Below are 23,000 nucleotides of genomic sequence, written 5' to 3'. Positions count from 1 at the left end.
TTTTTTATGTGTAGATATCCATTATATCTTTTAGCATAGATAAAGCTTCCTCCCTTTTGCGTTGGAAAGTGTTACGTCCAATGATTGAACCATTACCACCACCCTGCTTAATTTCTTTCGCTTCATTGCATATGTCATTCACTGATTTCGACTCGCCACCAGAAAAAACTACTATTCTTTTTCCTGCAAAACAAGATCTTTTAACATATTCAATTCTTTTAGGTAATGATTCAATATTTTCTGTTTCTATTTTCTCCCTTTCCAAATATTTAGTTGGAAGTTTTACTTTTATTATATTAGCGCCAAGCAAAGCTGCCATGTGTGCAGCATAGGCAATAACATCAACCGCTGTTTCACCTTCTTTGGAAATTCCTTCACCGCGTGGATAAGACCATAACACTACTGCAAGCCCATAAGATTTGGCTTCAGCTACGATTTCACGGGCTTCTTCCATCATATCGAAACACTTAGCAGAACCAGGATATATAGTAAATCCAACAGCCAAGCAGCCCAAACGCAGTGCATCTTTCACAGAAGAGGTTATTGCTTGATCAGAAGTCAGATTCTTCGAATGTAAGGAGTTGGAACTATTAAGTTTCAAAATAAGTGGGAGCATTCCAGCATAAGTTGAAGCACCAGCTTCAATCATACCAAGTGGAGCAGCATATGCACTTACTCCCGAATCAACTGCAAGCTGAAAATGATAATGTGGGTCATAAGCATCAGGGTTAACTTCAAAACTTTTTATTGGCCCGTGTTCAAACCCTTGGTCTACAGGGAGAATTACTAATTTGCCAGTGCCGCCAAGCTTTCCATGCATGAGAATACGAGTAAGATTTGCTTTTACCCCGGGGTTTTCACTTTCGTAGTGGTTTAAGATTTGTCTTATTTCTTTACTCATTAACGCTATGAAGTTCATTTAAAGTATAGCAAAAACCACAGTTGAAGCAAAGATCTTTTTATGGTTCTTGTCCTGCAGGTGTACCTAAAGATGTAACGTTAGGATTGGTGGTGTGCTGTTGTGGCTTTTTTTGGATTAAATCTCTAAAATACATTTTGACAATAGGAAGAACAAGTGGCATAAGCACTAGCTTGTAGTCATACCATGCAAATTTTTCTTTATAGCTAAATTCTGCATCTTCTTCATATAAGCGCTGAATGCAATGTTCACTATATAGTTCAGATGCCTTTGTAAAAGTTCTAAGTAAAGCAATAAGTAATAAATCCAATGCTAAATTAATCATCAGCATTGTTCCATATTGAGCAGGCCAGCCATTTTGTGCTACCTCTGACACTAGACCACATATAGCAAATGTTGCTGCGATACATATCACATAATTATCAGCAGCAATAAGTAGATTGTATCTTCGATTTAATCTATCCAGATTTTCCTCTTGTGAACCTTTTTGTTTACTTGCTGCATAAATAATACCACAAAAGGATATAATAAATAACAACGGCCAAATCCCTATGCTAAATGCATAAAATTGATAAGCGATGCTTTGCACCGTGCCACTATTAGCAAGTTGCGATAAGCAATACTCAACTTTCAGCGATGGAGTAAACACCGCATTTGCTAATATAAAAAATAAAAGTGCTCTATTTATAGCTTTGCTTCTACGTGATAATATTCCATAAATTTTTGTTTGCCTCCTCCGTTCTTCTTCACTTGATAGCCTTTCATATTGACTAGGAGTTTTTCCTTCTTTTAAAGCGTTGAGATGCTTCTCTAGCTCTTTTTTATCTGCACTAAGTTTTTGAAACTTTTCTGTAGCTATCTTTTTCTTCTCTTCATCTTTTTCTTTGTCAGGGTGGCACTTTAATGAAAGCTTTCTAAAGCTCCGTTCAACTAACTTGAGTATATCGTCAAACTCCTGGCTTATTACTTCTTCTGCTTTTATTTCTAGTCTTGAAAATAAATTCTGTAAATCGCGATTACTGTAATACTGATTTCTAGTTAAACTTGCCACTATAGCCTCATTATTCTTAAAATAAGTATACTATCAGTGTAATAAAAAAACAAGAATTTCAAACTATATCAAAAGCAATTTTATTTTCTACTTTATTCATATAGATTCTTAATTTCTTTCCTTTTATTAATTTACGATTCAGTATTTCTTCCGCTAAGTAACTTTTTATCTCTTTTTCAATAAGTCTCTCTATCGGACGTGCTCCCATTTCCTTACTATAACCTGTTTGTGCAAGATAAGATTTCACTTCATCTTCTACCAAGCAGTTTATGCCTTTTTGCGTCAGCTGCTTTTTCAGTTCCTGAATAAATTTATCTACAATATGCAGAATTATATCCGCATTTAAGTCAGAAAAAGAAATAATCGCATCAAGACGATTACGAAATTCAGGGCTAAAAACCTGTTCTATCGCTTTTTCACTATCACCAGTGTTAAATTTTTTATGCCCAAAGCCAACAAAACTTTTGCTGCGTTCAGCTGCTCCTGCATTAGTTGTCATAATTAAGATTATATTGGAAAAGTCAACTTTACGTCCGTAAGTGTCTGTAACACAACCATAATCCATAATTTGTAGCAATATATTATAGATATCGCTATGGGCCTTTTCAATTTCATCAAGCAACACAACACTATATTGATTGTTAGATACAGACTCTGTGAGTAATCCACCCTGATCATAACCTACATATCCAGGAGGAGAACCAATCATCCTTGATATCGTATGAGACTCAATATATTCGGACATATCAAAGCGTATAAGATTCATGCCCATGCTTTCTGCTAATTGTTTTGCTAGCTCGGTTTTACCAACACCGGTTGGCCCTGCAAAAAGATAATTTGCTAAAGGCTTATTGTAATTTCTCAACCCAGATTTAGCAATTTTAATAGAATTAACAAGAGATTCTATTGCCTGCTCTTGGCCAAAAATCACCTTCTCTAGATTAGCTTTTAAAGACTTTACTTTCTGCAAATCATCAGATTCAGATCCGCAAGGCACATTTGTAATTCTAGTAATGGTATTCTTAATATCTCTACTATTTACAATTTTACCCCTGTTTCTTAGCAATTTACAATATGCCCCTGCCTCATCAATAACATCAACCGCTTTATCAGGTAATATTCGCCCAGTAATATACTTATGCGAAAGTTCAGCCGCAGACCTAATGGCATTCTTTGTATAATATACTCCATGATACCCTTCATAGTAGTGCTTTATACCATCCAGTATCTTTATCGTTTCATTAACAGAAGATTCTTTAACATTAATTTTTTGAAACCTTCTCGCTAGTGCTTTATCTTTTTCAAAACTAGCGCTGTATTCTCTATATGTGGTTGCACCTATACAACGCAGTGTACCTCTTGCAAGCGCAGGTTTGAGTAGGTTACCTGCATCAAGAAAGCTACCACTTGTAGAACCTGCTCCAATGATAGTGTGTATTTCGTCAATAAAAAGGATAGCACCTGGTTTTGCCTCAATCGCTTTTATTATAGATTTTATTCTCTCTTCAAAATCACCTCTATAGCGTGTCCCTGCAAGGAGTGACCCTAAATCCAAAGCATAAATTATACTGGACCTGAGCGCACTTGGAACACTGTTTTCAATGATTTTGAGTACCAAACCCTCAACTATTGTGGTTTTGCCAACACCTGGATCTCCAACATATAAAGGGTTGTTTTTTCTACGCCTCAATAATATTTCTATAGTGCGATTTAATTCATAATCACGACCAATAACATAATCTATTTTTTTGCTTCTTGCATAGTCATTTAAATTTTTACAATAACTTTGTAGAATTTCCTCATCTTTTAGTAGCTCACCTTTATTTACTGTAGTAGGAGCATCATTATTTTTATCAAGTTTTACTTTATGATTAGTGGTGTATTCATCTATATCGTTAGAGTATTTCATGTTAGATATGTGGTAAATCAAATTGGAATCTTTCGCACTTTGTTTCTGCAATAGATCTTCAACGTATAAATCTTGCCCAGACAAAATTTCTACTAGAACACTTGCTCCATTTATTTCTTTTTTCCCCAAGCTATGAGCCCGTATTATTGCTCTGTGTATTATGCATTGAAACATTGAGCTAGGTTTAACTCCACTGATAATCAATTCAGAACTGCTTTGTAAAAACCCTTTTATATTATTATTATAATCATTAGCCTTAATATTGCATCTTGATAGAATGTTATCCATACTGATGATTTCATCGGCTCTGATATTACATCTTGATAAAACGTAATTTACATCCACGTCTTTAGTTAACGCCAGCAATAAATGTTCTACTTTCGCATATTTAAGATTAAAATTAGAAGCAATGAATAGTGCTCTATTCAAACTTGCCTCTAAGTTTTTGGAAATCATCTCCTATTCTCTTTAAAAGTGGGAACTCATATATAATGAATAGCACACAATTATTAAAAAAATTGAAATCCAGCAGTTCGCTGTAGCCAATTTGAATCCCACTCTGGATCTACGTCATAGCACCGCAATATCTCAGCATAGATTCCGCTAATGAGTAGCGGAATGACGAGTTTTACGCTTATCAAATTGTAGGTAAATCCTATTTAATACGCTTTTTCTAGTACTCTGCTTTTCTTCTTAAATGCATTAATCTTTTTTCTACCGTATTTAGTCTTTAACGTACTTGGCCTTTTAAAGACCTTTTTGCTGTTACGTTTTTTAAATTGCACACTACAATCAAAATTTAGCTCTCCTTCTTTGTCTGCCAGTGCAGGCAGTCTTCTCTTATCTTGAGGTGTAACAAAAGATAGCGCATACCCTTCAGCTCCAGCGCGTGCAGTTCTACCTATACGATGAATATAGTCAGCTTGCGATTGTGGTGCATCATAATTGATAACATGTTGAATGTGGGGAATATCAAGGCCGCGAGAAGCAACATCTGTTGCAACCATGATTTGATTACGGCCACGACGAAAAGAATTAATGACCCTTTCGCGCTTGTGCTGCCTTAAATCACCATGAATTGCTAAAGCGCTATAGTCATCTTTGTGCAATCTGTTAGCTAGCTGATCCGCTCCTCGCTTTGTTTTGACAAAGATAATGATTGATCCTTCGCGCTGACATAGTTGTGTAACAAGCTTTTCATATTTTTCTGATTCTGATGCATAAACAATTTCTTGCTTAATTTTTACAGAAGTTGTAACCTCACAATCAACAGAAATACGTTCTGGTCGATTAAGGTACTTCTCAGAAAGTTTTACTATATCTCCGGGAAGAGTTGCAGAAAACATAAGAGTTTGCCTTATTTTAGGCAAATGCTTCATAATTTCTTCAATCTGAACTCCAAAGCCCATATCAAACATACGATCCGTTTCATCAAGCACAAGAACGCTAACATTGCGAGTAATCAAAGTTTTACGCTCAATATGGTCTATAATACGACCAGGAGTACCTATTACAATTTGTGGTTTTTTCTGAAGCTGATTTAGCTGCCTAAAAATAGGCTCACCACCAATCAACAAAGCGACCCTTAGTGCAGAATTTTGAGATAAGAGTTTTCTTATCTCATTTGTTACCTGATGCGCAAGCTCTCTGGTTGGCACGATGACTAAAGCTGAACCAGTGTTAGGCTCATTCAGCAACTTAGCAACCAACGGAATAGCAAATGCTAAAGTTTTTCCAGTCCCCGTTTGAGCAGATCCGAGAATATCTTTACCTTGTAGCGCTAAGGGAATCGCTTGTATTTGAATCGGAGTTGGGACGAAAAGATTATTTTTATCTAGAGCTTGTCTAAGCGAAGCTGGGAGACCCATCTCATGAAAATTATTCACAATACGTTAATCCTGTTAAAAGACTTCATAATAGATTAATCTTCCAATCTTAAATTTATTGCAGATTTTTTATCTTCTCCGTTTCTACCGCGCTCCTCTTTAACCTCATAACTCACCCTTTCTCCTTTTATTCCCTTCTCTTTATTCTCTCCTTTAAGTGCCTCAGGTCTTATTCCCGAACGTTCCAATGTGCTAATATGTACAAAAACGTCACCCCCTTTACCTTCTGGCTTGATGAAACCATAGCCTTTTTCGGCATTAAACCATTTTACATTACCAAATTCCATTTAAACAACTCCTAAATTATTAACTAACATTACTAATGTGATGAAAAACTTTGAAATTACGATTGAGAATGCTTTAAGCTTAGCTATTGAAACTAAACCTTTATACTCCATAGTCTATTCTTAACATTACATGACAATAATACACAATTGTTGTACTTGATGCAAATAAATTTTTTAATCGTTAAGCGAACCTGCAACCGTCATTTCGCTAACTTTAATCGTTGGTGAATTAAATTGCCCACAAAAAGTTAGATCATCTGCAACGACTAAATTGCTAAACATATCCTTCAAATTGCTAGCAATGGTAATCTCATGTATTGGATACGTTATTTTTCCATTTTCTATAAAAAATCCGGAAGCGCCTTGGCTGTAATCGCCATTGATTAAATTGACACCAAAACCAAATAAATCAGTTACATATATTCCCTCTTTCATTTCCTGAATTAATTCTTCAAACGATACATCACCATTCTCAATGTAGAGGTTACTAGCTGCAGGAATAACTGCAGCATTACTTGCACGAGTTGCACTTCCGGTTGTTTCTGAGTCTAATTTTCTAGCCGAGTATAAGTCTAAAATCCAATTTTGTAATATTCCGTTTTTTACAAATATATTTTTCTTGCTAGTTATCCCTTCTCCATCAAATGGTCTCGATGCTATGCCTCTTGGCAACAATGGATCATCGATAATATTAATTCTATCGTTGAAAATCTGAGCGTTTAAACTACCCCTCAAGAAAGAACTGTTGCTTATAATACTGCTCCCATTTATAGCAGAAGCAAAACTTTTTACTAGCCCTTTTGCTGCTCTTTTTTCAAAAATAACTGGAAATTTACCAGTTTTCATTGTACGTGAATTCAATTGATCAACTGCTCTTTTTGCTGCTTCTTTTCCCATTAACTCTGGCAACTTTAAATCACTAAAATTACATGCTATATCATAATCGTAACCAACCTTCATTTCACTTTCTCTTCCAGCAACAACAGAGACCTGATTAGCAAAGGTTGATTTACTAAATGAGCCAATAAAACCAGAAACAGTCGATAATACTGTATTCACTAAAGCGTATGAAGAAGAGGCTCCTTCAGAATTAGTGATACTCTTATGTGCAAGGGCTGAATTTTCTGCAGCTTCAGCAATTTCTTTTAGGTTATCAACGGTTACAACATTATTATCTGAGATACTTAAATCTGCAGAAGAGATATAATTACTACCATTTACAGCAAAATTAATGCAAGAATCTTCTGGCGCATTCTTTGCCATTTCTACCACTTGGCTTACTGTATCACTCAGATTATTCAAATCGTTTGTAGAAATATACGCAGCTTTGTTTTTACCTGCTATAGCTCTGATTCCTACAGTGCAATTTTTAGATTGTGATATTTGCTCAATTTTTGATAGACGCTGAGAAACTGAAGTCTTATTAGTTTCATATATTGTAACTTCCGCATCTTGATTTTGCTTTTTTATTAGTTTAGTAATATCTGCTGCAATATTTAATATATTCATTTTCTATTCCTTAGATTTCTATAAAGATTCTGCACCACCTATAACTTCAATTAAATCAGTCGTAATCGCTGCTTGACGAGAACGATTATAAAGCAATGCTAATTTGTTCAGTATCTCTTTAGTGTTTCTGTTTGCTGATTCCATAGCAACCATTCTAGCACTATTCTCACTCGTTGCACTTTCAAGTAAAGCAGAGTAAAGAGCAATTACAACGTAATCTTGAACCAAAGATTTTAAAATAAATTCAATATTTTGTGGTTCATACTCATAGCCGTAATCTGTTGTTGGACCAGCCAGAGAGCTATCAATCAAGGATGAGTCTTTACTCCATGGTTTTATTGTTTCCAACATTGGTTTTTGCGTGAAGGTATTATAGAATTTACTATAAAAAACTTTAACTTTATCGTATTTACTTAAATCTATACCATCAACCAAAGCTTCTACGTGCTTTAACGTGATTCCCTTACTATTTTCAATTTTTAAGATACTTTTAGAGTCAAATCTATTTTTACCTACATCAAAAGCTTTTTTACCAAGAAATACAATATCTACTTTTTTGCCATTTGCGATTGACTTATTTACACGCTCTTGACTAAATTTGACAATAGAAGAGTTAAAGTTGCCGCACAAGCCACGATCAGACGCAATAATGAATACTAGGTAAGAACCGTCGTTACTGACATTTAGAATTTTTGCCAGTAATTCTTGATCAACTGATAGCATTAATGAAAAAATAATGTTATGCAGCTTAGATACATATAATTTTGAATTTAATAACTTCTTTTGGCTTTGTAACAACTTTGCTGCAGAAACCATTTGCATTATTTTCGTGGTTTTCTGTACAGACCTAATATTCTTAATTCTTAAGGATAATTCCTTTAAGCTCTTCATTTTGTATACAACCCTGATTTATTAAAATATATAACTGTTAGTGTCTAAAAGCAAGTTTTTTTGACATTAAAACCAAGTCTAGCTAAGAAACTTGCAGGTTTATTGTTTGGAGATAAGGATTATATTAAGAAAGTGCTCTAACTTCAGCAATATCAATGTGAAAGTAGCCTAATGGTAATTTCTACACTTTGTGGAATTTTATAATATATAATAAACACAATTAAAACTATTACAACTTGAACACTTATGATCCCATTGTTCTAGTTCCCTGTTACAATTTTTACATTTCCAGCCTGGATCAGGCAAAGCTTCTGAGCCCATCTTGTTTAGCCAATAAATTACCTTGTCGTGTTCTTGCAATGTAACCTTGAGTTGTATTACAATAAAGTAGATTGACATGTAATTAGCTTTTTTCATAGCAGTGTCTAAATATTGACTTGCAAGATCATATTTACCTGAACTCATTGAGGACAAAGCAAGTAAACAGTAACTAAAATAATAATCAGGGCGTAAGTTGTATAGTCTTTCAGCACCTTTACTATTTAAATTGATGTACATTTTAGCTGACTGAGGAGTAGGATTTACTGTATACTCTGCCTCTAGCACTGCAGAAGCTTTTCTGATTTTTCCAAGTTTAATATATAATTCTGCCTTTAAATAATTGATGGGCTGAAAAATTGCACTATAACGTTGTGCTCTAAATAAAGACTTTATAGCCTCCTTAAAATTTCCTTTACTTTCATATTGCTTTGCTAAAGCGCAATAAAACACTGCAAACATTTCTTTATGATCAAAGGGGAGAAAAATATTGGACTTAACTGCTTCCTTCAACCTCAAAATTGCATTAATCCAATCTTCTTTCAATATGCAATGCTCTATTTGAAAGGGAATAGATAGCATTTTATCGTTAATTGAACTAGAGCAATATTCTATAAATTTTTGAAAGACTACTTTTTCTTGTTTGAGGTGGACAATCAGCTTATTGGCTAGAAGTAGAGCTAAGTTACGATTTTTATTTGCAATATTTGTTAAACCGTTACTGAAAAAGCTGTAATTTCCCGTCTTACCTGAGTTAAAGAGCTTTATTAAAGACAACCTATCGCTCTCCTCACTCAGACTTTTAACTAGCTTTTGGGCATTCTCTATATTGTCTAAGTCTATGCTAAAGAAAGCTTCAAAGAGAAGCAATTCTTCCCTATCCCTTCTTCTATTTCTTATGTTGGCAAATGTTGATGAAATGGAGGAAAAAAAGCGTACAAGTGTAATTAATAAAAATAATAAAACTACACAAGTAAAAATAATGAAATATAGATCAATACTTATAGTGTAATTGCCTAATTCCAATTTTATTACTTCACCACTTACCTTGACCCATATACCAAATAAAAACGAAAAAGCGAAAATTATAAAATAAATCATGAGATATATTGTAATAAGTGATGATATATTGTTGAAATATTCTTAGAAGCTACAATAAAACCATTCAATTTATTCAGCCATGGCTTGAATTCTGAATGCGTTAAATTGCTTACTGTAACAGTTATATTTTGCCAATCATTATCATTTATTGACTCCTCAATTTCTGCGAATTTTACTCTTAATGGATCATTTCGGTCGTCTACCTTTATCCAGTTTGAAATGATTTTTTTAGACAATGTACTTTTGTTGTAATCGATAGTATCAATAGTTTTTTCAAAAGATAACTTCAATTCGTGTAAGGTATTTATCTCTTTCAAATTTTCTAATTCATCTACTGCATTTTCTATCTCTGGATCGTCAAGCTCTGATATCAAAGGCTTTATTGAATTTATATGGTTATCAAATTTTGCTTCTCGCAATAACGAATTCTTCATTTTAACCACAAGTAATAGCAATTTTGCAAGGTTCTTACATCTTGAGTTATTATCACCTTGCTCACATTGAGTATGCTGACTTCTCTTGAGGTCAAATATCTTTTTTTCTATTCTAGATTGATTAACTTCAAGCAACATTCTAAATTCATCCATGTTTTCCGTTAAAGCTTTCACATTGTTTTCACTCTCTTGCTGATTTATTTTTAAAAAGATTATGTTATTTATTGTGATGTAACCGGTAAATAACAATACAATTAAGAACCAACCTATGTACTTTTGCTGAGTATCATTCATAACGTAGTATCTCCGCAGGATCTTGTGCAGCTGCCTGCAACGCAGGAGCAATTGTCGCTAAAAATGATAAGAGTAACGCAAGTGCAGAAATATTTACTACGTCTTGGGGTACTAATATCACTGGCAAACTTGAAAAAAAGTATATCATAGGATCAAACAGCTTGACGTTAGTAATGTTTTCTAAAAACACTCTAATGCTTTCGATATTGAGAGAAAAAACGACACCTATAATACAGCCAAGACAAGTTCCCGTAAAACCGATTAATAGACCACAAGCGCAAAATATACGCATAATGCTTCCACTTGTTGCACCAAATGTACGCATAATTGCAATCGCGGATTTCTTTTCTTGCACTATCATCATTAAATTTGAGATAATATTAAACGCTGCTACAACTATAATCAAAGTGAGAATTAAAAACATCACATTTCTTTCAGTTTTTAAAGCACTAAAATAATGGCTTTGCTGTGATTGCCAACTTTCAGCTTCCATTCCTATTTCTTTTTCTATAGCATCTGCCAGCTTATCAGCTCTAGTAACGTCGTCTACAAGTACTTCTATATTTTTTATGCTATTTTTATAATTAAAAAAGGCTTGTGCTGATTTTAGAGGCATATATATCAAGGTATTATCATACTCAAACATACCCATATCAAATATTGCTATAACTTTATATTTTTTCATTCGCGGCATTTCACCAAGTAATGCATCAAATTCTTCAGATGATATAAACGTAATTTCGTCGCCATAGTCAATGTTCAAAACTTCTGCTAAGCGTGCTCCTATTATTATCCCTTCATCAAATTTTTTTACATCACCTATAATTACATTATTTGTAACGGCAGTACTATCAAGCAAATCTTTAGTTGACACACCTCGCACTACGCTACCTGCAATTTTACCATTTGCTACAATAATAACTTGATCATTGGTCATAGGAGTAGCTTTTAATATACCAGGAATTCTCTCAACAGATTTTGAAACTGCGTAGTAATCTGAATTTATGTTCCTATCAAAATAAACGTTAATATGGCCATCAATGCCAAGTATTGAGTCAAGCAACTTTGCTCTGAATCCGTTCATCACAGACATCACCACTATTAGTGTTGCAACTCCAAGGGCAATGCCGATAATAGAGAACAAAGTCATTATAGAGCAAAATCTGGCATTTCTTGCTCGCAAATAGCAAGCAGCCATAGTAATTTCAAAGGCAATGGACATTAAAAAATATTTTGAGGTTAGACATTATATTTTTGAAACTTCGTATAATTGTAGACTTTTCTTTATTTAAAAACTAGAGATTTTTGCTTCCTTAAATTTAGCAGACTTATAGAGTATCTTTAACATTAGAATTTCAAAATCTTCCATATACATCATCCAACCTCACTATATCATTATCAGATAAATGCTCTCCTATCTGAAATTCAACTATTTCAAGTGGAGAGCTCGTGCTTCTATTTTCAATCCTATGGGAAACTTTCCTTGGAATTTCTATCATATGATCTTTTGCTATAGCGTATTCTTTGTCGTCTAAACTAACATACCCAACTCCTGATAGCACTATATGGTATTCATCTCTATAGTGATGGAATTGCTTAGAAGTGCAGCTTAATGGATTTATAAAAAGATATTTTATAAGAAAATTTTCGCTCATTAAAATTATACTACAAAATCCCCATGGTTTAACTTCTTTCCTTATCGCCTTTACTTTCTTAACTTTATGAATAAATGAAATTAGACTTTTGCTTGGTTGCTTACAAGCTCCACCCAATAAATTTTTATTACTTTCTGTCGTTGAAACTGGTTCTTTTTCTCTAATCACATGCTGAAATGACACCGGTTCTTTACTAAACTTCTCACTCAATTCTAAAACCGAATTCCAAGTTCCAACATCCAACCAATCGAAATTAGCTTCTATCATTGCAACGTTTTTTGCTTTTTCCATCACCAAGTAATCAATAGATATGCCTTCAATTCCTGCAAAATCTCGTTGTTTTAAATATAGAAATCTCTCTTGCGGTGTGAAATGTTTAAAACATGAATTGTAAAGATTCGGGGCAGATTTTTTGATCTCATCTATGTAGCGTTTTGCTTTAAACACAAATATTCCAGAGTTCCAATAATGATCGTTACTTAACTTACGCTCGGGTTTTTCTGTAAAATCTTTCACTATATGACATTTTTCTTTCTGATCATATACTGCATTTATATAGCCGTATTCAGAATTGAATTCATGAGGCTTAACCCCAAAAGTAACTATAGAGTCAGCCTCAGAAGCTAACTTAGACGCTTTCTCAACGGAAGCATAAAAATTATTCAAATCACCTATAAAATGGTCTGAAGGCAGAATTAACATTATCTCGTTTTCATTGCAGAGAAGCGCAGCAATTAATATCGCTGCTGCTGTTCCAATTTTCACTGGTTCGAAAATCACTTTATATTCTTGCAGCGCATGCAACTCCTTCTTCACTAACGACTCGTACTGTATATTTGTGGCAATTATGGGTGGCATATAACCACTTTTTAGCCTCAATAAAGTGTTGTGAAACATAGTGTTATGGCTAAATATTTTTTGAAATTGCTTTGGCCTGAATAAAGGCCAAAGTCTACTGCCACTACCACCACACAATATTACAGGGCGCATTTAGTTAAGATATTAATTAAATAATTAATATCTTATACTGAGGGCAAAATACATGCAAGTTTTTGTTGTAAAATGATTAAATAGAGGGTAGGTATCAATTTAAAGTAATGGCTAAGGAGAGTGAGTGTGTGTAGCGCCTTGCCCTTTCTGTAAATTCCTCTCATTTTGTAATTTCTTAACATGACCTTTGCTTTTATCACTTAATATTTCATTACCCTTATTTTGTTCTTCCTCAGGACTCTTTAGTATTTCATTACTCTTGCTGACTCCTTTATCATTCCCTTGTTTCTTCAAGTCTTTTTCAATATCTGGCCTCCTAGCGTTAAGCTCATCCCATGTGCCCACTATACTAAGTGGCTTATGATCCTTTTGCTCTGGCTTTAGCCTTTCTTCACCTTTAATAACATTAAAGTCACTTTTTGCTTCTTCCCAACATCCTTTCAATTGGTGTTTCCACATAGTGAAGTAAGCATCACCATACTTTTTCTTATCCGCTACAAATAATAAAACTGGAGCCTTAAGTATGGTAGCTACCATATTTACTGAATTCTTCACTGCCATCGCAGGGGTGAACAAAAGATAGCCAAAAGACTTTGCAATTGGGTTTTGTTTGCTTATTAAATGCTCCCCTAACTTTATAGGAAGAGAAGTCAACAATTTAGTACAAACTTTAGCCAAGCTTGTAGCAAAAACGATAGGAACAGATATAAGACTTTTATCTAGCTCTAGATTACCATTCTGATCTCTAATTTCTGAAAAATGGGTGCTTAGCTTCTTGTAATCACTAGTGTATAATAATTCTCCATTTCTTCCTTTTTCATCAACAACTTCCTGAACTTTACCTTCTTTATTTTTTACCTCTTTAGTTAGCACAGAAGAATTAGTTAATTCAAATGGATATTGAGGATCCTTAGTTTTTTCAGCTTCAAAAATTGGCACGTGTTTTTTCAAATCCATTCTCGAAAAGCCTAATGGCTCAAAATATGACTTATGCAACTCATTTATCGGAATTTGCTTACCCTGATTGTCTATATAATTGATAGTAAAATAAGATCTATCATTATCTTTATCTTTGGTAACTAAAGATAATCTGAAACTTGGTTGTTCTCCATTCTCATCTTTTTGACCATACAAAAGTTTATAGGTTGGATTTTTATCTTTATCTAGTATAGCATTTCCATGCATATCCCTGTTTTCTATGATTTTAGCAGACTGTACAATTTGATCATAATTTTTTGGATACTGGCATTTCCTTCCATCATACATCATTACCTTTCTAAGGTCTTCGACGTAAACTTGAGATTCAGGTGAAGTAAGCAGACCTTTTGCTTTAAGTGTAAGATCTATTGCTCCCTTTTTTAATGCTTCAAACATATTGTCAAACCAAAATCGCTATAATGCTATAGTTCAATAATAAAACTAGTACACTAATAATATATTAACACAGCACCGGTGATTTTACAAGAAAATATGCCTGTAGAAGATAAAGATTGTAAAAGCGAGGGTTATATAAGTAATGCTTGATAAGTACTTTATGCATGTAATTGTAAAAATCCTCAAAGGTACGCTGTGTATATAATCTTCGCATACTACCTGCATTCCAAGAACTGCGTGCCAAAAAATGCAAAACAACAATACAACAAAAAATAAAAGCTCTAGAGGGTGATTAATAAATTTTTCACTAAAAGACAAAGAGCTATCAGTATAAAATGTGCAAGAAAATGAATAGATAAACCAAGGAAACAGGAACAGTAAAATTACCGCAGAAACACGCTGAACCCACCAATGATGTACTGAATTTCCAGACTGACTCATATAAACATAAATAAAAAAGCCATAGTAGAAAGAAGTAGCGTTACTGTCAGCAGTATAGCACTCCTTGAAACGCCAGTAATTTCTAAATTAAGCCCAACATCCCACAATAAATGACGAATACCATTAAGAAAATGATATACAAAACTTATAAAACATAAGACATAAGCTAATTTAGCAACAGGAGTGAATAATAATGCATTTAAGTACCTTACTATAAGTAACTCAGGAAAGTAAACATGTAATATGAAATACCAAGAAAGTATCATTAATAAAAGGAATAGCAAGATACCAGTCAATCTATGCATAATAGAGAAAAAACTAGTAACTTGTACTTTATATATTTGTAAATGTGGAGAAAGAGGTCTATCACTCATAAAATTCCGTTATCGGGAAATTAAAATAAAGTAGAAGTAAAGACAGCAGTATAGCACATAACAACACCATCATTAAAAATGGTAAATTATGTGCAAAGCCTAAGGAGGTAATCCAGCTGCAGATTCCCCTACTGCTACCTTGTTACGACTTCACCCCAGTCACCGATCCCACTTTAAATAACTCCCTCCTTGCGGTTAGGTCGTTAGCTTCGAGTGAAACCAATTCCCATGGCGTGACGGGCAGTGTGTACAAGACCCGAGAACGTATTCACCGTGGCGTGCTGATCCACGATTACTAGCGATTCCAACTTCATGCACTCGAGTTGCAGAGTACAATCCGAACTGAGATGGCTTTTAAGGGATTAGCTTAGCCTCGCGACTTTGCAGCCCATTGTAGCCACCATTGTAGCACGTGTGTAGCCCACTCCATAAGGGCCATGATGACTTGACATCATCCCCACCTTCCTCCAGTTTATCACTGGCAGTTTCCTTAAAGTCCCCAGCATTACCTGATGGTAACTAAGGATGAGGGTTGCGCTCGTTGCGGGACTTAACCCAACATCTCACGACACGAGCTGACGACAGCCATGCAACACCTGTGTGAAACCCGGCCGAACCGACCCTATCCCTTCGAATAGGTATAATTTCCATGTCAAGGAGTGGTAAGGTTTTTCGCGTTGCATCGAATTAAACCACATGCTCCACCGCTTGTGCGGGTCCCCGTCAATTCCTTTGAGTTTTAATCTTGCGACCGTAGTCCCCAGGCGGAATGTTTAACGCGTTAGCTGTAATACAGAAAGTAAAACTTCCCATATTTAACATTCATCGTTTACAGCGTGGACTACCAGGGTATCTAATCCTGTTTGCTCCCCACGCCTTCGCGCCTCAGCGTCAGATTTGAACCAGATAGACGCCTTCGCCACTGGTGTTCCTCCTAATATTTACGAATTTCACCTCTACACTAGGAATTCCTCTATCCTCTTTCAATCTCTAGATTAGCAGTTTTAAAAGCAATTCCAAGGTTGAGCCTTGGGATTTCACTTTTAACTTACTAATCCGCCTACGCGCCCTTTACGCCCAATAATTCCGAATAACGCTAGCCCTCTCCGTATTACCGCGGCTGCTGGCACGGAGTTAGCCAGGACTTCTTCTGTGAGTACCGTCATTATCTTCCTCACTAAAAGAGCTTTACAACCCAAAGGCCTTCTTCACTCATGCGGCATGGCTGGATCAGGCTTTCGCCCATTGTCCAATATTCCCCACTGCTGCCTCCCGTAGGAGTCTGGACCGTATCTCAGTTCCAGTGTGGCTGATCATCCTCTCAGATCAGCTATAGATCATTGCCTTGGTAGGCTATTACTCCACCAACTAGCTAATCTAATATAGGCTCATCTAATAGCAATAAATTTTTCCCCCGTAGGGCGTATACGGTATTAGTTGCCGTTTCCAACAATTATTCCGTACTATTAGGTAGATTCCTATACATTACTCACCCGTCTGCCACTAAGTTATACCATAGCAAGCTACAGTATAACTCCGTTCGACTTGCATGTGTTAGGCCTGCCGCCAGCGTTCATTCTGAGCCAGGATCAAACTCTCAAATTTAGACTTCAACCTATAAAAGGTTGAGGGTACATCGGATAAATCCGACAAAAAATAATTTAGCTTAATACTGCTGTCTTTATTTCTACTTTAGAAATATTTTAATCTCCAACTATTCAAACAACTTTGAGAATATTATTATGTGATATAATCACTATGTCAATATGTTTTTGCAAATCAAAAGCATTAATGTATAAATATATAACTATTTGGAATATTACCATGAAAAAATACATCTTTCTGCTTGCACTCGCGCCAATGTTAGTTGGCATCACATTATACTTATTGCGCAACATTGATAACACAAAACAATCTATAACTGCAGGTGACAAGTTTTACGAAGTATTATTCTTAAAAAAAGATAATAAGCCGCTGCTAGAAGAAATAGATTCAAATTGGGAGTATTTAGCAAATTTTGAACGCGCATTCAATCATATCTCAGATTCAATGCCAACAGACACAGCATCTATTTATAATGATTTGGCAGATGATAAAGATGCTCCTGATGTTTTTCGTGAGTTAGCACAATATTTAGAAGTAATGAGCTTACTTCACTCCAACGGTGAAAAAATAAATAAAGACAAAATTGATAATTTAGAATCAAGCACAGTATACCCTTATTCAAGCCAAGAAGCCATCGCTATAGTAAAGATACACAATAACGACGTTAAGGGTGCAACTGAAATATTGCGTTCCCTATTAAATGATAGAAAATGCCCTATCCTAATCAAAGCTAATGCACAAGAATTACTCAGGATATATGGGAGTTAACTCATTAGACTTTTTACATAGCTTTTGGCAGCGCATTGGATGAAACGAAAAACTTCCTTGACAAGCCTCGCCAGCTCCCTTATCATGATAGTGAAGCTATTGTATTTGCTTTCGCCAATCTGCAGATTAAAAGGTAAGGATTACTTAATGTATCGGCGTCTTATGTTCAATTTTTTGCAGTACATAGATACTGTATGTCTTTACAAAACTTCATCTACATCTAGATTTTTATCTAAATAAGCTGAACGCGCTTATAAAGCGTTACAAGACATCAAAAAATGCCAATACTCGACAGAGATAGTAAAAGACTAGCTAACTCGGGGATTCTTTGTCTTTTTTTCTGCTTAGTAAATTTCTTAAACATTTGCAGCGTAGGTTAGTTGCAATTAAAAGCAGCTTAATCTTGCTTGTCAAGCGTTTAAAACATAAAAAACGCCAATATTTTAAAGCGGATAATAACCCCAGGGCTTCTTTTGCCTTTTTTTTCATTTGGTAAATTTCTTAATATTTATGGCTAAACGACAATCGTCATCCCGCTACTTGTTAGCGGGATCTAGAGATACCGCGGATGAATCGCGGTATGAGGGACTGCTGTTATTCCAGTGCTCCTTTTTTTGTCATCCGAGTAGCTGACACTGGGATCTATTTTGCATGTAACTCCAATTGTGTTTTGGCATAAAACGCGACGCGTATTAGACTTATTTGCAAGCAAAGCTTGCTAGATCCCAGTGTCAAGCACTGGGATGACAGGAGAAGGCACTGGGATGACAGGGGAGGGAGGCTACTTGCATGACACCGAAGGGGCTACTGCCCTCTTGGATGGAAACCAGTGTCAGCTACTTTCATGACACCAACAGTTGATATTGGTTTGTTGCTTTACTGGCAGCTACTAGCTATGCCTCAAGTTTCCTATTCAAAACTTTCAATATTAGATCCAATTCATTTGAATTATTATACCGTATCATAACTTTACCCTTAGAATTGTTGTCATTAATTTTGATCTTTAAACCAAGTTGAGAAGATATAGCGCCTTCTATTACCGTCATATCTTGATTTCTAGTATATTTCTGCTCTTTTTGGTTGTTGCCTTGATGCAAATCTTTTATCAATTTTTCAGTTTGTCTAACGCTTAAGCCTTGAGAAACTATTCTTTCTGCAATACCTTCAGCATTTTCAACATTAATCAACGCTCTTGCATGACCCATAGATAGTTTTTTTTCGTTGATCATTGTTTTCACCCTACAGGGAAGTGACAACATCCGAATCATATTGGTTATGTGGCTGCGGCTTTTGCCTATAGCTGAAGCTAATTCCTCATGTGTATAGAAAAACTCATCTATCAGTTTCTTATACGCTTCACCTTCTTCTATTGGATTAATATCTTGTCTTTGTATGTTTTCAATTATGGATACTTCCAAGCATTCCTTGTCGCTCAGATCTTTTATGATAACCGGTGCACTATTAAGATTTGCAATCTTGCTTGCTCGCCAACGACGTTCCCCGGCTATTATTTCATAACCGTCATCATTTGAATCTTTGCGTACCACGATAGGCTGTATAATGCCACTTTTCTTTATCGAATTTGCAAGTTCTCTTAATGACTCCTCGTCAAAATGTTTCCTCGGTTGAAATTTGCTTGGGTGCAGTAATGAAATAGGCAAATGCTCTTGTCGATCTTCTTTATTATCATAATTATCGCCTATGAGGCCGGCAAGACCTCTGCCGAGGCGTCTATCATCCTTCATACTACGCCCTCGCTTACTAGTTTCTTCTCCTTACAACTGCTCGCGTGCTTTTTTAAAATTTCCCTTGCCAAACTTATATATGCTTGTGCACCAGGACACTTAAGATCATACACAATAGCAGGTTTTCCATGAGAAGGCGCTTCTGATAACCGTACGTTACGTGGAATAACAGTCTCATACAATGGGATGATAGTTTTGTATACTTTATCATTTAAATACTGGCAAATATCGTTTTTAATCTGTTCACTGAGTTTGTTACGCCTGTCATACATTGTTAACACTATCCCTTCTATTGCCAAAAAAGGGTTTAGGTTATTCCTTTTTATCAGCTCTACAGTTTTAACTAAATGGCTTAATCCTTCCAGAGCAAAAAATTCACACTGAAGAGGGACAATAATAGAATTAGCAGCAGTCAAAGCATTTATGGTTAGAAGCCCAAGTGATGGAGGGCAATCGATGATTATATACTCATAATTATCGCGTATCTTCTCTAATGCGCTTTTTAGCACAAATTTTCCTCGCTCAAGTTGCGATAATTCAATTTCTGCAGCTGATAAATCAACTACTGACGAAATTAGTGATAAATTTGGAATTTCCTTTATATTGAAAATTGCCGATTCTATCAATTTATTTTCGCTGCTTAGTAGTATTTTGTATATATTTTTTTCTTCCCTACTACGATAAGAAATCCCGAGCCCGGTGCTAGCATTTCCTTGAGGATCAAGATCTACCAATAAAGTGCTTTTTCCCACAGCAGCAAAGGCTGTCGATAAATTTATACTAGTTGTGGTTTTGCCAACTCCACCCTTTTGATTTACTATTGCAATAATCTTGCTCACGCCTTTTATCTTATGTATAAAATAATTCTATTGTATATATGCAAGAAACTTTTGCATTAGAAAATTTTTTTGTTGTTAACCACACTAAAATTAGACTGTCTTTTTTGCTTTGTGTAACACACTTTGAACCTTGTTTCCTAATTCATTCAGAGTGAATGGTTTTGGCAAAAAGTGAAAATCTTCTATATTGATGTCATCACTCTTTAAAAAAGCATCTTCTGCATACCCAGAAATAAAAATAACGTTGATATTTGGCCTATGGATCAATGCTTCTTTAACTATTTCTGGGCCGCTCACCTCTGGCATGATTACATCAGAGATTATAAGATCTATGTGTTGACTTTTTTTACTGATTATTTCTAGCGCCTCGCTGCCTATGCTTGCTTCTATTACATCAAATCCTTTCCTTTTTAGTGCTTTAGCAATGAATTCCCTTACTGAATCTTCATCTTCAATCAATAAAATTATACCATTACCTTTAATTTCACTTACTACCGGTCTTTCTATTTCTTCACTATCTTCCTCTCTCAGATTTTCATCTGATATGTAAACCATGGGCAAAAATATGCTAAATTTAGTTCCATGATTTACTTTGCTAGCAACATAGATGTATCCTTCAGTTTGTTTAATAATGCCATATACAGTAGAGAGGCCAAGACCTGTACCAGAGGTAATATCTTTGGTAGAAAAAAATGGGTCAAATACCTTTCCAATTGTATCACTTGTCATTCCACATCCAGTATCAATTACTTCAATCACAACATAATTTCCATGTTCGATCGTTTCCTTGTCTGGAGAAAACATATCCTGAGATGTAGAATTTAATGAGTCAATCTTTTGATTAAAGGTTCGTATAGTTAATTCCCCGCCCTTTTCCATAGCAGCACTAGCATTGACTGCTAAGTTAAGTATAACTTGCTCTAATTGCCCTTGATCAGCCCTAACAGCACCCAAGTCTCTACCATAATAAATGTTAAATTTTATATTTTCACCTATTAATCTTTTTATCATTTCATAAAGATTAGCTATAGTTCTATTTACATCAATAATTTTTGGCTGCAAGGTCTGTCTTCTTGAAAAAGCAAGCAATTGTCTTACTAAATTTGATCCACGCTTTGCATTTTGCTGTATCTGTATTATATCTCCAAAAGATGGATCACCAGCTGAATGCTGGAGTAAAAGCAAATCGCAAAATCCTATTATCCCAGTCAATATATTGTTGAAATCATGCGCAATACCACCTGCTAACTGCCCTATAGCTTGCATCTTTTGATAATGCTCAAGCTTTATCTCTAGGTTTTTGTGTTCAGTATTGTCAATAAAATAACAAAGTATGAAGATCATTTTATTATGAAGAAACTTATTGAAATATATTTTTATGTTATTACCGCCGTTGAGCTGTACATCAAAAGACGCATTATTTATTCTATTACTCGAAAAATATTCACGTATTTTCACATGATAACTATCCAATATCAACGTAAAGATTGAATTATTATCTGACCCTGCAAGCTTTATTAGTGCCGTATTTTTCTTTACAAAGTTGCCGTTTATGTCACATTGTGCAATAGCAATTGATGAATTTGCAAAACAAGGGTGTAATTGATAATCAACAATATTTGATTCGGTTGGTGTTATAAAGCCATATATATAGCTGTGGTTGTATTTATCACAAAATATAGCAGTGCTCATATAAGCCTTGAATGGAATACCACTTATAGTAAAAAACAAAATTTCATTATCGGTTGTTGTATTGTTATATTTAGATTGAGATATAAAATCACTGATTGAGCTACCTTTTTCCAGTTTTTTTAGTTCAAATATGTCTAAAAATCTTTTATTTACAGATAAAATCACCCCTTTGGCATTTGCAATGTAAGTTCCTATGCTGTGTTTTTCTATTAACTCTTCATATATCTGCTCCTTGTTTATCTGTGTTGCTTTTAATACAAAATACCCATCTGGCCTTGCTATTGGCACTAATGATAAATTTAAAATCTTATTACTATTTATAGCAATTTGGGGATTATCTGGTATCGGCTCAAAGAGCAAAAGAAAGTTAGATACTCTATTCTTCTTGTTTAAGGAAATGCATACCTGTACAGAAGAGTTATTTTTTAGTGCATGATAGAGTACTTTTTTGTCTGCTTCTGAAACATCTCCTATTTCAAGAATCTTGCCTAACGTAATGTCATTATCTATTATATGATCTTTAAACCTTTCGTAGAACCTTGCATCAGCATAAATAACACCCTCATCTTTATGTAAAATAAGGCAAAATTCTGTATTATGATTTAGTGCATTTGCAAATATTGCATTTTGAAATTCTATAGTATTAAGTAGGTATCTGTAGCGTTTTACATTATATATCATAAAGAGAGTTGTTAGAATGCTAACTAATAAATTAATCTCTATATTAATATGCTGACTATATATATCAAAAAAGTAGAGTATCGATATTGCTACTGAAGGTAAGAGCATAATAACTGCCATCACAACAATTGACATTCCATAATTTCTTAGTATGAAGTCAACCCTGTTCTCTTTTTTGTTATCTATGTATCTTTTATTCATTATTGTTACTTGGCATTGTTGTACATACGAAAATGT

General features: G+C 34.8%; 18 protein-coding genes and 1 rRNA gene. 1 reads left to right on the top strand and 18 read right to left on the bottom strand.

Going from position 1 to position 23,000, the window contains the following annotated elements; translation table 11 throughout:
- Positions 1-4: 4 nt before the first annotated feature.
- The 15 genes from OOL03_RS01490 to OOL03_RS01420 form a co-directional block, all read right to left on the bottom strand.
- Positions 5-901: a class I fructose-bisphosphate aldolase gene (locus tag OOL03_RS01490; RefSeq protein ID WP_151807527.1), complete on the bottom strand. Its 897-nt coding sequence runs from the start codon at positions 899-901 to the stop codon at positions 5-7.
- A 58-nt stretch (positions 902-959) separates the two neighbouring features.
- A complete protein-coding gene (locus OOL03_RS01485; RefSeq protein ID WP_007548702.1) occupies positions 960-1,970 on the bottom strand; it encodes a hypothetical protein in 1,011 nt (336 codons plus the stop codon).
- Between the two features lie 58 nt (positions 1,971-2,028).
- A complete protein-coding gene (locus OOL03_RS01480; RefSeq protein ID WP_264707473.1) occupies positions 2,029-4,335 on the bottom strand; it encodes an AAA family ATPase in 2,307 nt (768 codons plus the stop codon).
- Positions 4,336-4,538: 203 nt separating this feature from the next.
- Positions 4,539-5,765 (bottom strand): DEAD/DEAH box helicase, encoded by a 1,227-nt coding sequence (locus OOL03_RS01475; protein WP_264707472.1) that lies wholly within the window; start codon positions 5,763-5,765, stop codon positions 4,539-4,541.
- Between the two features lie 35 nt (positions 5,766-5,800).
- On the bottom strand, positions 5,801-6,052 hold the full coding sequence (locus tag OOL03_RS01470) for a cold-shock protein (RefSeq protein ID WP_006279919.1): 252 nt from the start codon (positions 6,050-6,052) through the stop codon (positions 5,801-5,803).
- Positions 6,053-6,226: 174 nt separating this feature from the next.
- The gene (locus OOL03_RS01465) at positions 6,227-7,561 is read right to left on the bottom strand and encodes a TldD/PmbA family protein (RefSeq protein ID WP_264707471.1); all 1,335 of its coding nucleotides are present in this window, start codon (positions 7,559-7,561) and stop codon (positions 6,227-6,229) included.
- 18 nt (positions 7,562-7,579) lie between these two features.
- Positions 7,580-8,452 carry an ATP synthase F1 subunit gamma gene (atpG, locus tag OOL03_RS01460; RefSeq protein WP_010081973.1) on the bottom strand — a complete coding sequence of 291 codons (873 nt, stop codon included), beginning with the start codon at positions 8,450-8,452 and terminating at the stop codon, positions 7,580-7,582.
- Between the two features lie 198 nt (positions 8,453-8,650).
- Positions 8,651-9,871 (bottom strand): hypothetical protein, encoded by a 1,221-nt coding sequence (locus OOL03_RS01455; RefSeq protein WP_007548692.1) that lies wholly within the window; start codon positions 9,869-9,871, stop codon positions 8,651-8,653.
- The gene (locus OOL03_RS01450) at positions 9,868-10,599 is read right to left on the bottom strand and encodes a hypothetical protein (protein ID WP_038250643.1); all 732 of its coding nucleotides are present in this window, start codon (positions 10,597-10,599) and stop codon (positions 9,868-9,870) included. Before OOL03_RS01450 ends, OOL03_RS01455 begins: the two co-directional genes overlap by 4 nt.
- On the bottom strand, positions 10,592-11,821 hold the full coding sequence (locus tag OOL03_RS01445; RefSeq protein WP_264707470.1) for a lipoprotein-releasing ABC transporter permease subunit: 1,230 nt from the start codon (positions 11,819-11,821) through the stop codon (positions 10,592-10,594). Before OOL03_RS01445 ends, OOL03_RS01450 begins: the two co-directional genes overlap by 8 nt.
- A 133-nt stretch (positions 11,822-11,954) precedes the next feature.
- Complete coding sequence (locus tag OOL03_RS01440; RefSeq protein ID WP_264707469.1) at positions 11,955-13,244, bottom strand: sugar phosphate nucleotidyltransferase; 1,290 nt, start codon at positions 13,242-13,244, stop codon at positions 11,955-11,957.
- 111 nt (positions 13,245-13,355) lie between these two features.
- Positions 13,356-14,618, bottom strand: coding sequence for a hypothetical protein (locus OOL03_RS01435; RefSeq protein WP_264707468.1), 1,263 nt, complete (start codon positions 14,616-14,618; stop codon positions 13,356-13,358).
- Between the two features lie 84 nt (positions 14,619-14,702).
- Positions 14,703-15,059 carry a succinate dehydrogenase, hydrophobic membrane anchor protein gene (gene sdhD, locus OOL03_RS01430; RefSeq protein WP_010963113.1) on the bottom strand — a complete coding sequence of 119 codons (357 nt, stop codon included), beginning with the start codon at positions 15,057-15,059 and terminating at the stop codon, positions 14,703-14,705.
- Entirely contained in the window at positions 15,056-15,433 is a 378-nt protein-coding gene (gene sdhC, locus OOL03_RS01425) for a succinate dehydrogenase, cytochrome b556 subunit (protein WP_010963112.1), read from the bottom strand. Before sdhC ends, sdhD begins: the two co-directional genes overlap by 4 nt.
- Before the next feature lie 100 nt (positions 15,434-15,533).
- Positions 15,534-17,038, bottom strand: a 16S ribosomal RNA gene (locus OOL03_RS01420).
- Positions 17,039-17,191: 153 nt separating this feature from the next.
- On the opposite strand from OOL03_RS01420, the gene OOL03_RS01415 reads away from it, so the two are divergent.
- Positions 17,192-17,806, top strand: coding sequence for a hypothetical protein (locus OOL03_RS01415; protein ID WP_264707467.1), 615 nt, complete (start codon positions 17,192-17,194; stop codon positions 17,804-17,806).
- Positions 17,807-18,699: 893 nt separating this feature from the next.
- On the opposite strand, the gene OOL03_RS01410 is transcribed toward OOL03_RS01415, so the two are convergent.
- From OOL03_RS01410 to OOL03_RS01400, 3 genes are all read right to left on the bottom strand, one after another.
- On the bottom strand, positions 18,700-19,551 hold the full coding sequence (locus tag OOL03_RS01410; RefSeq protein ID WP_182321205.1) for a ParB/RepB/Spo0J family partition protein: 852 nt from the start codon (positions 19,549-19,551) through the stop codon (positions 18,700-18,702).
- Entirely contained in the window at positions 19,548-20,390 is an 843-nt protein-coding gene (locus OOL03_RS01405; RefSeq protein ID WP_006280226.1) for a ParA family protein, read from the bottom strand. The genes OOL03_RS01410 and OOL03_RS01405 overlap by 4 nt, the downstream gene beginning before the upstream one ends.
- 90 nt (positions 20,391-20,480) lie before the next feature.
- The gene (locus OOL03_RS01400) at positions 20,481-22,964 is read right to left on the bottom strand and encodes an ATP-binding protein (RefSeq protein WP_264707466.1); all 2,484 of its coding nucleotides are present in this window, start codon (positions 22,962-22,964) and stop codon (positions 20,481-20,483) included.
- Positions 22,965-23,000 lie beyond the last annotated feature (36 nt).

Source organism: Wolbachia endosymbiont (group A) of Acrocera orbiculus (genome assembly GCF_947250015.1).
GTDB classification, from domain to species: domain Bacteria; phylum Pseudomonadota; class Alphaproteobacteria; order Rickettsiales; family Anaplasmataceae; genus Wolbachia; species Wolbachia pipientis.
This window is presented reverse-complemented; position numbering and strand designations above follow the sequence as displayed.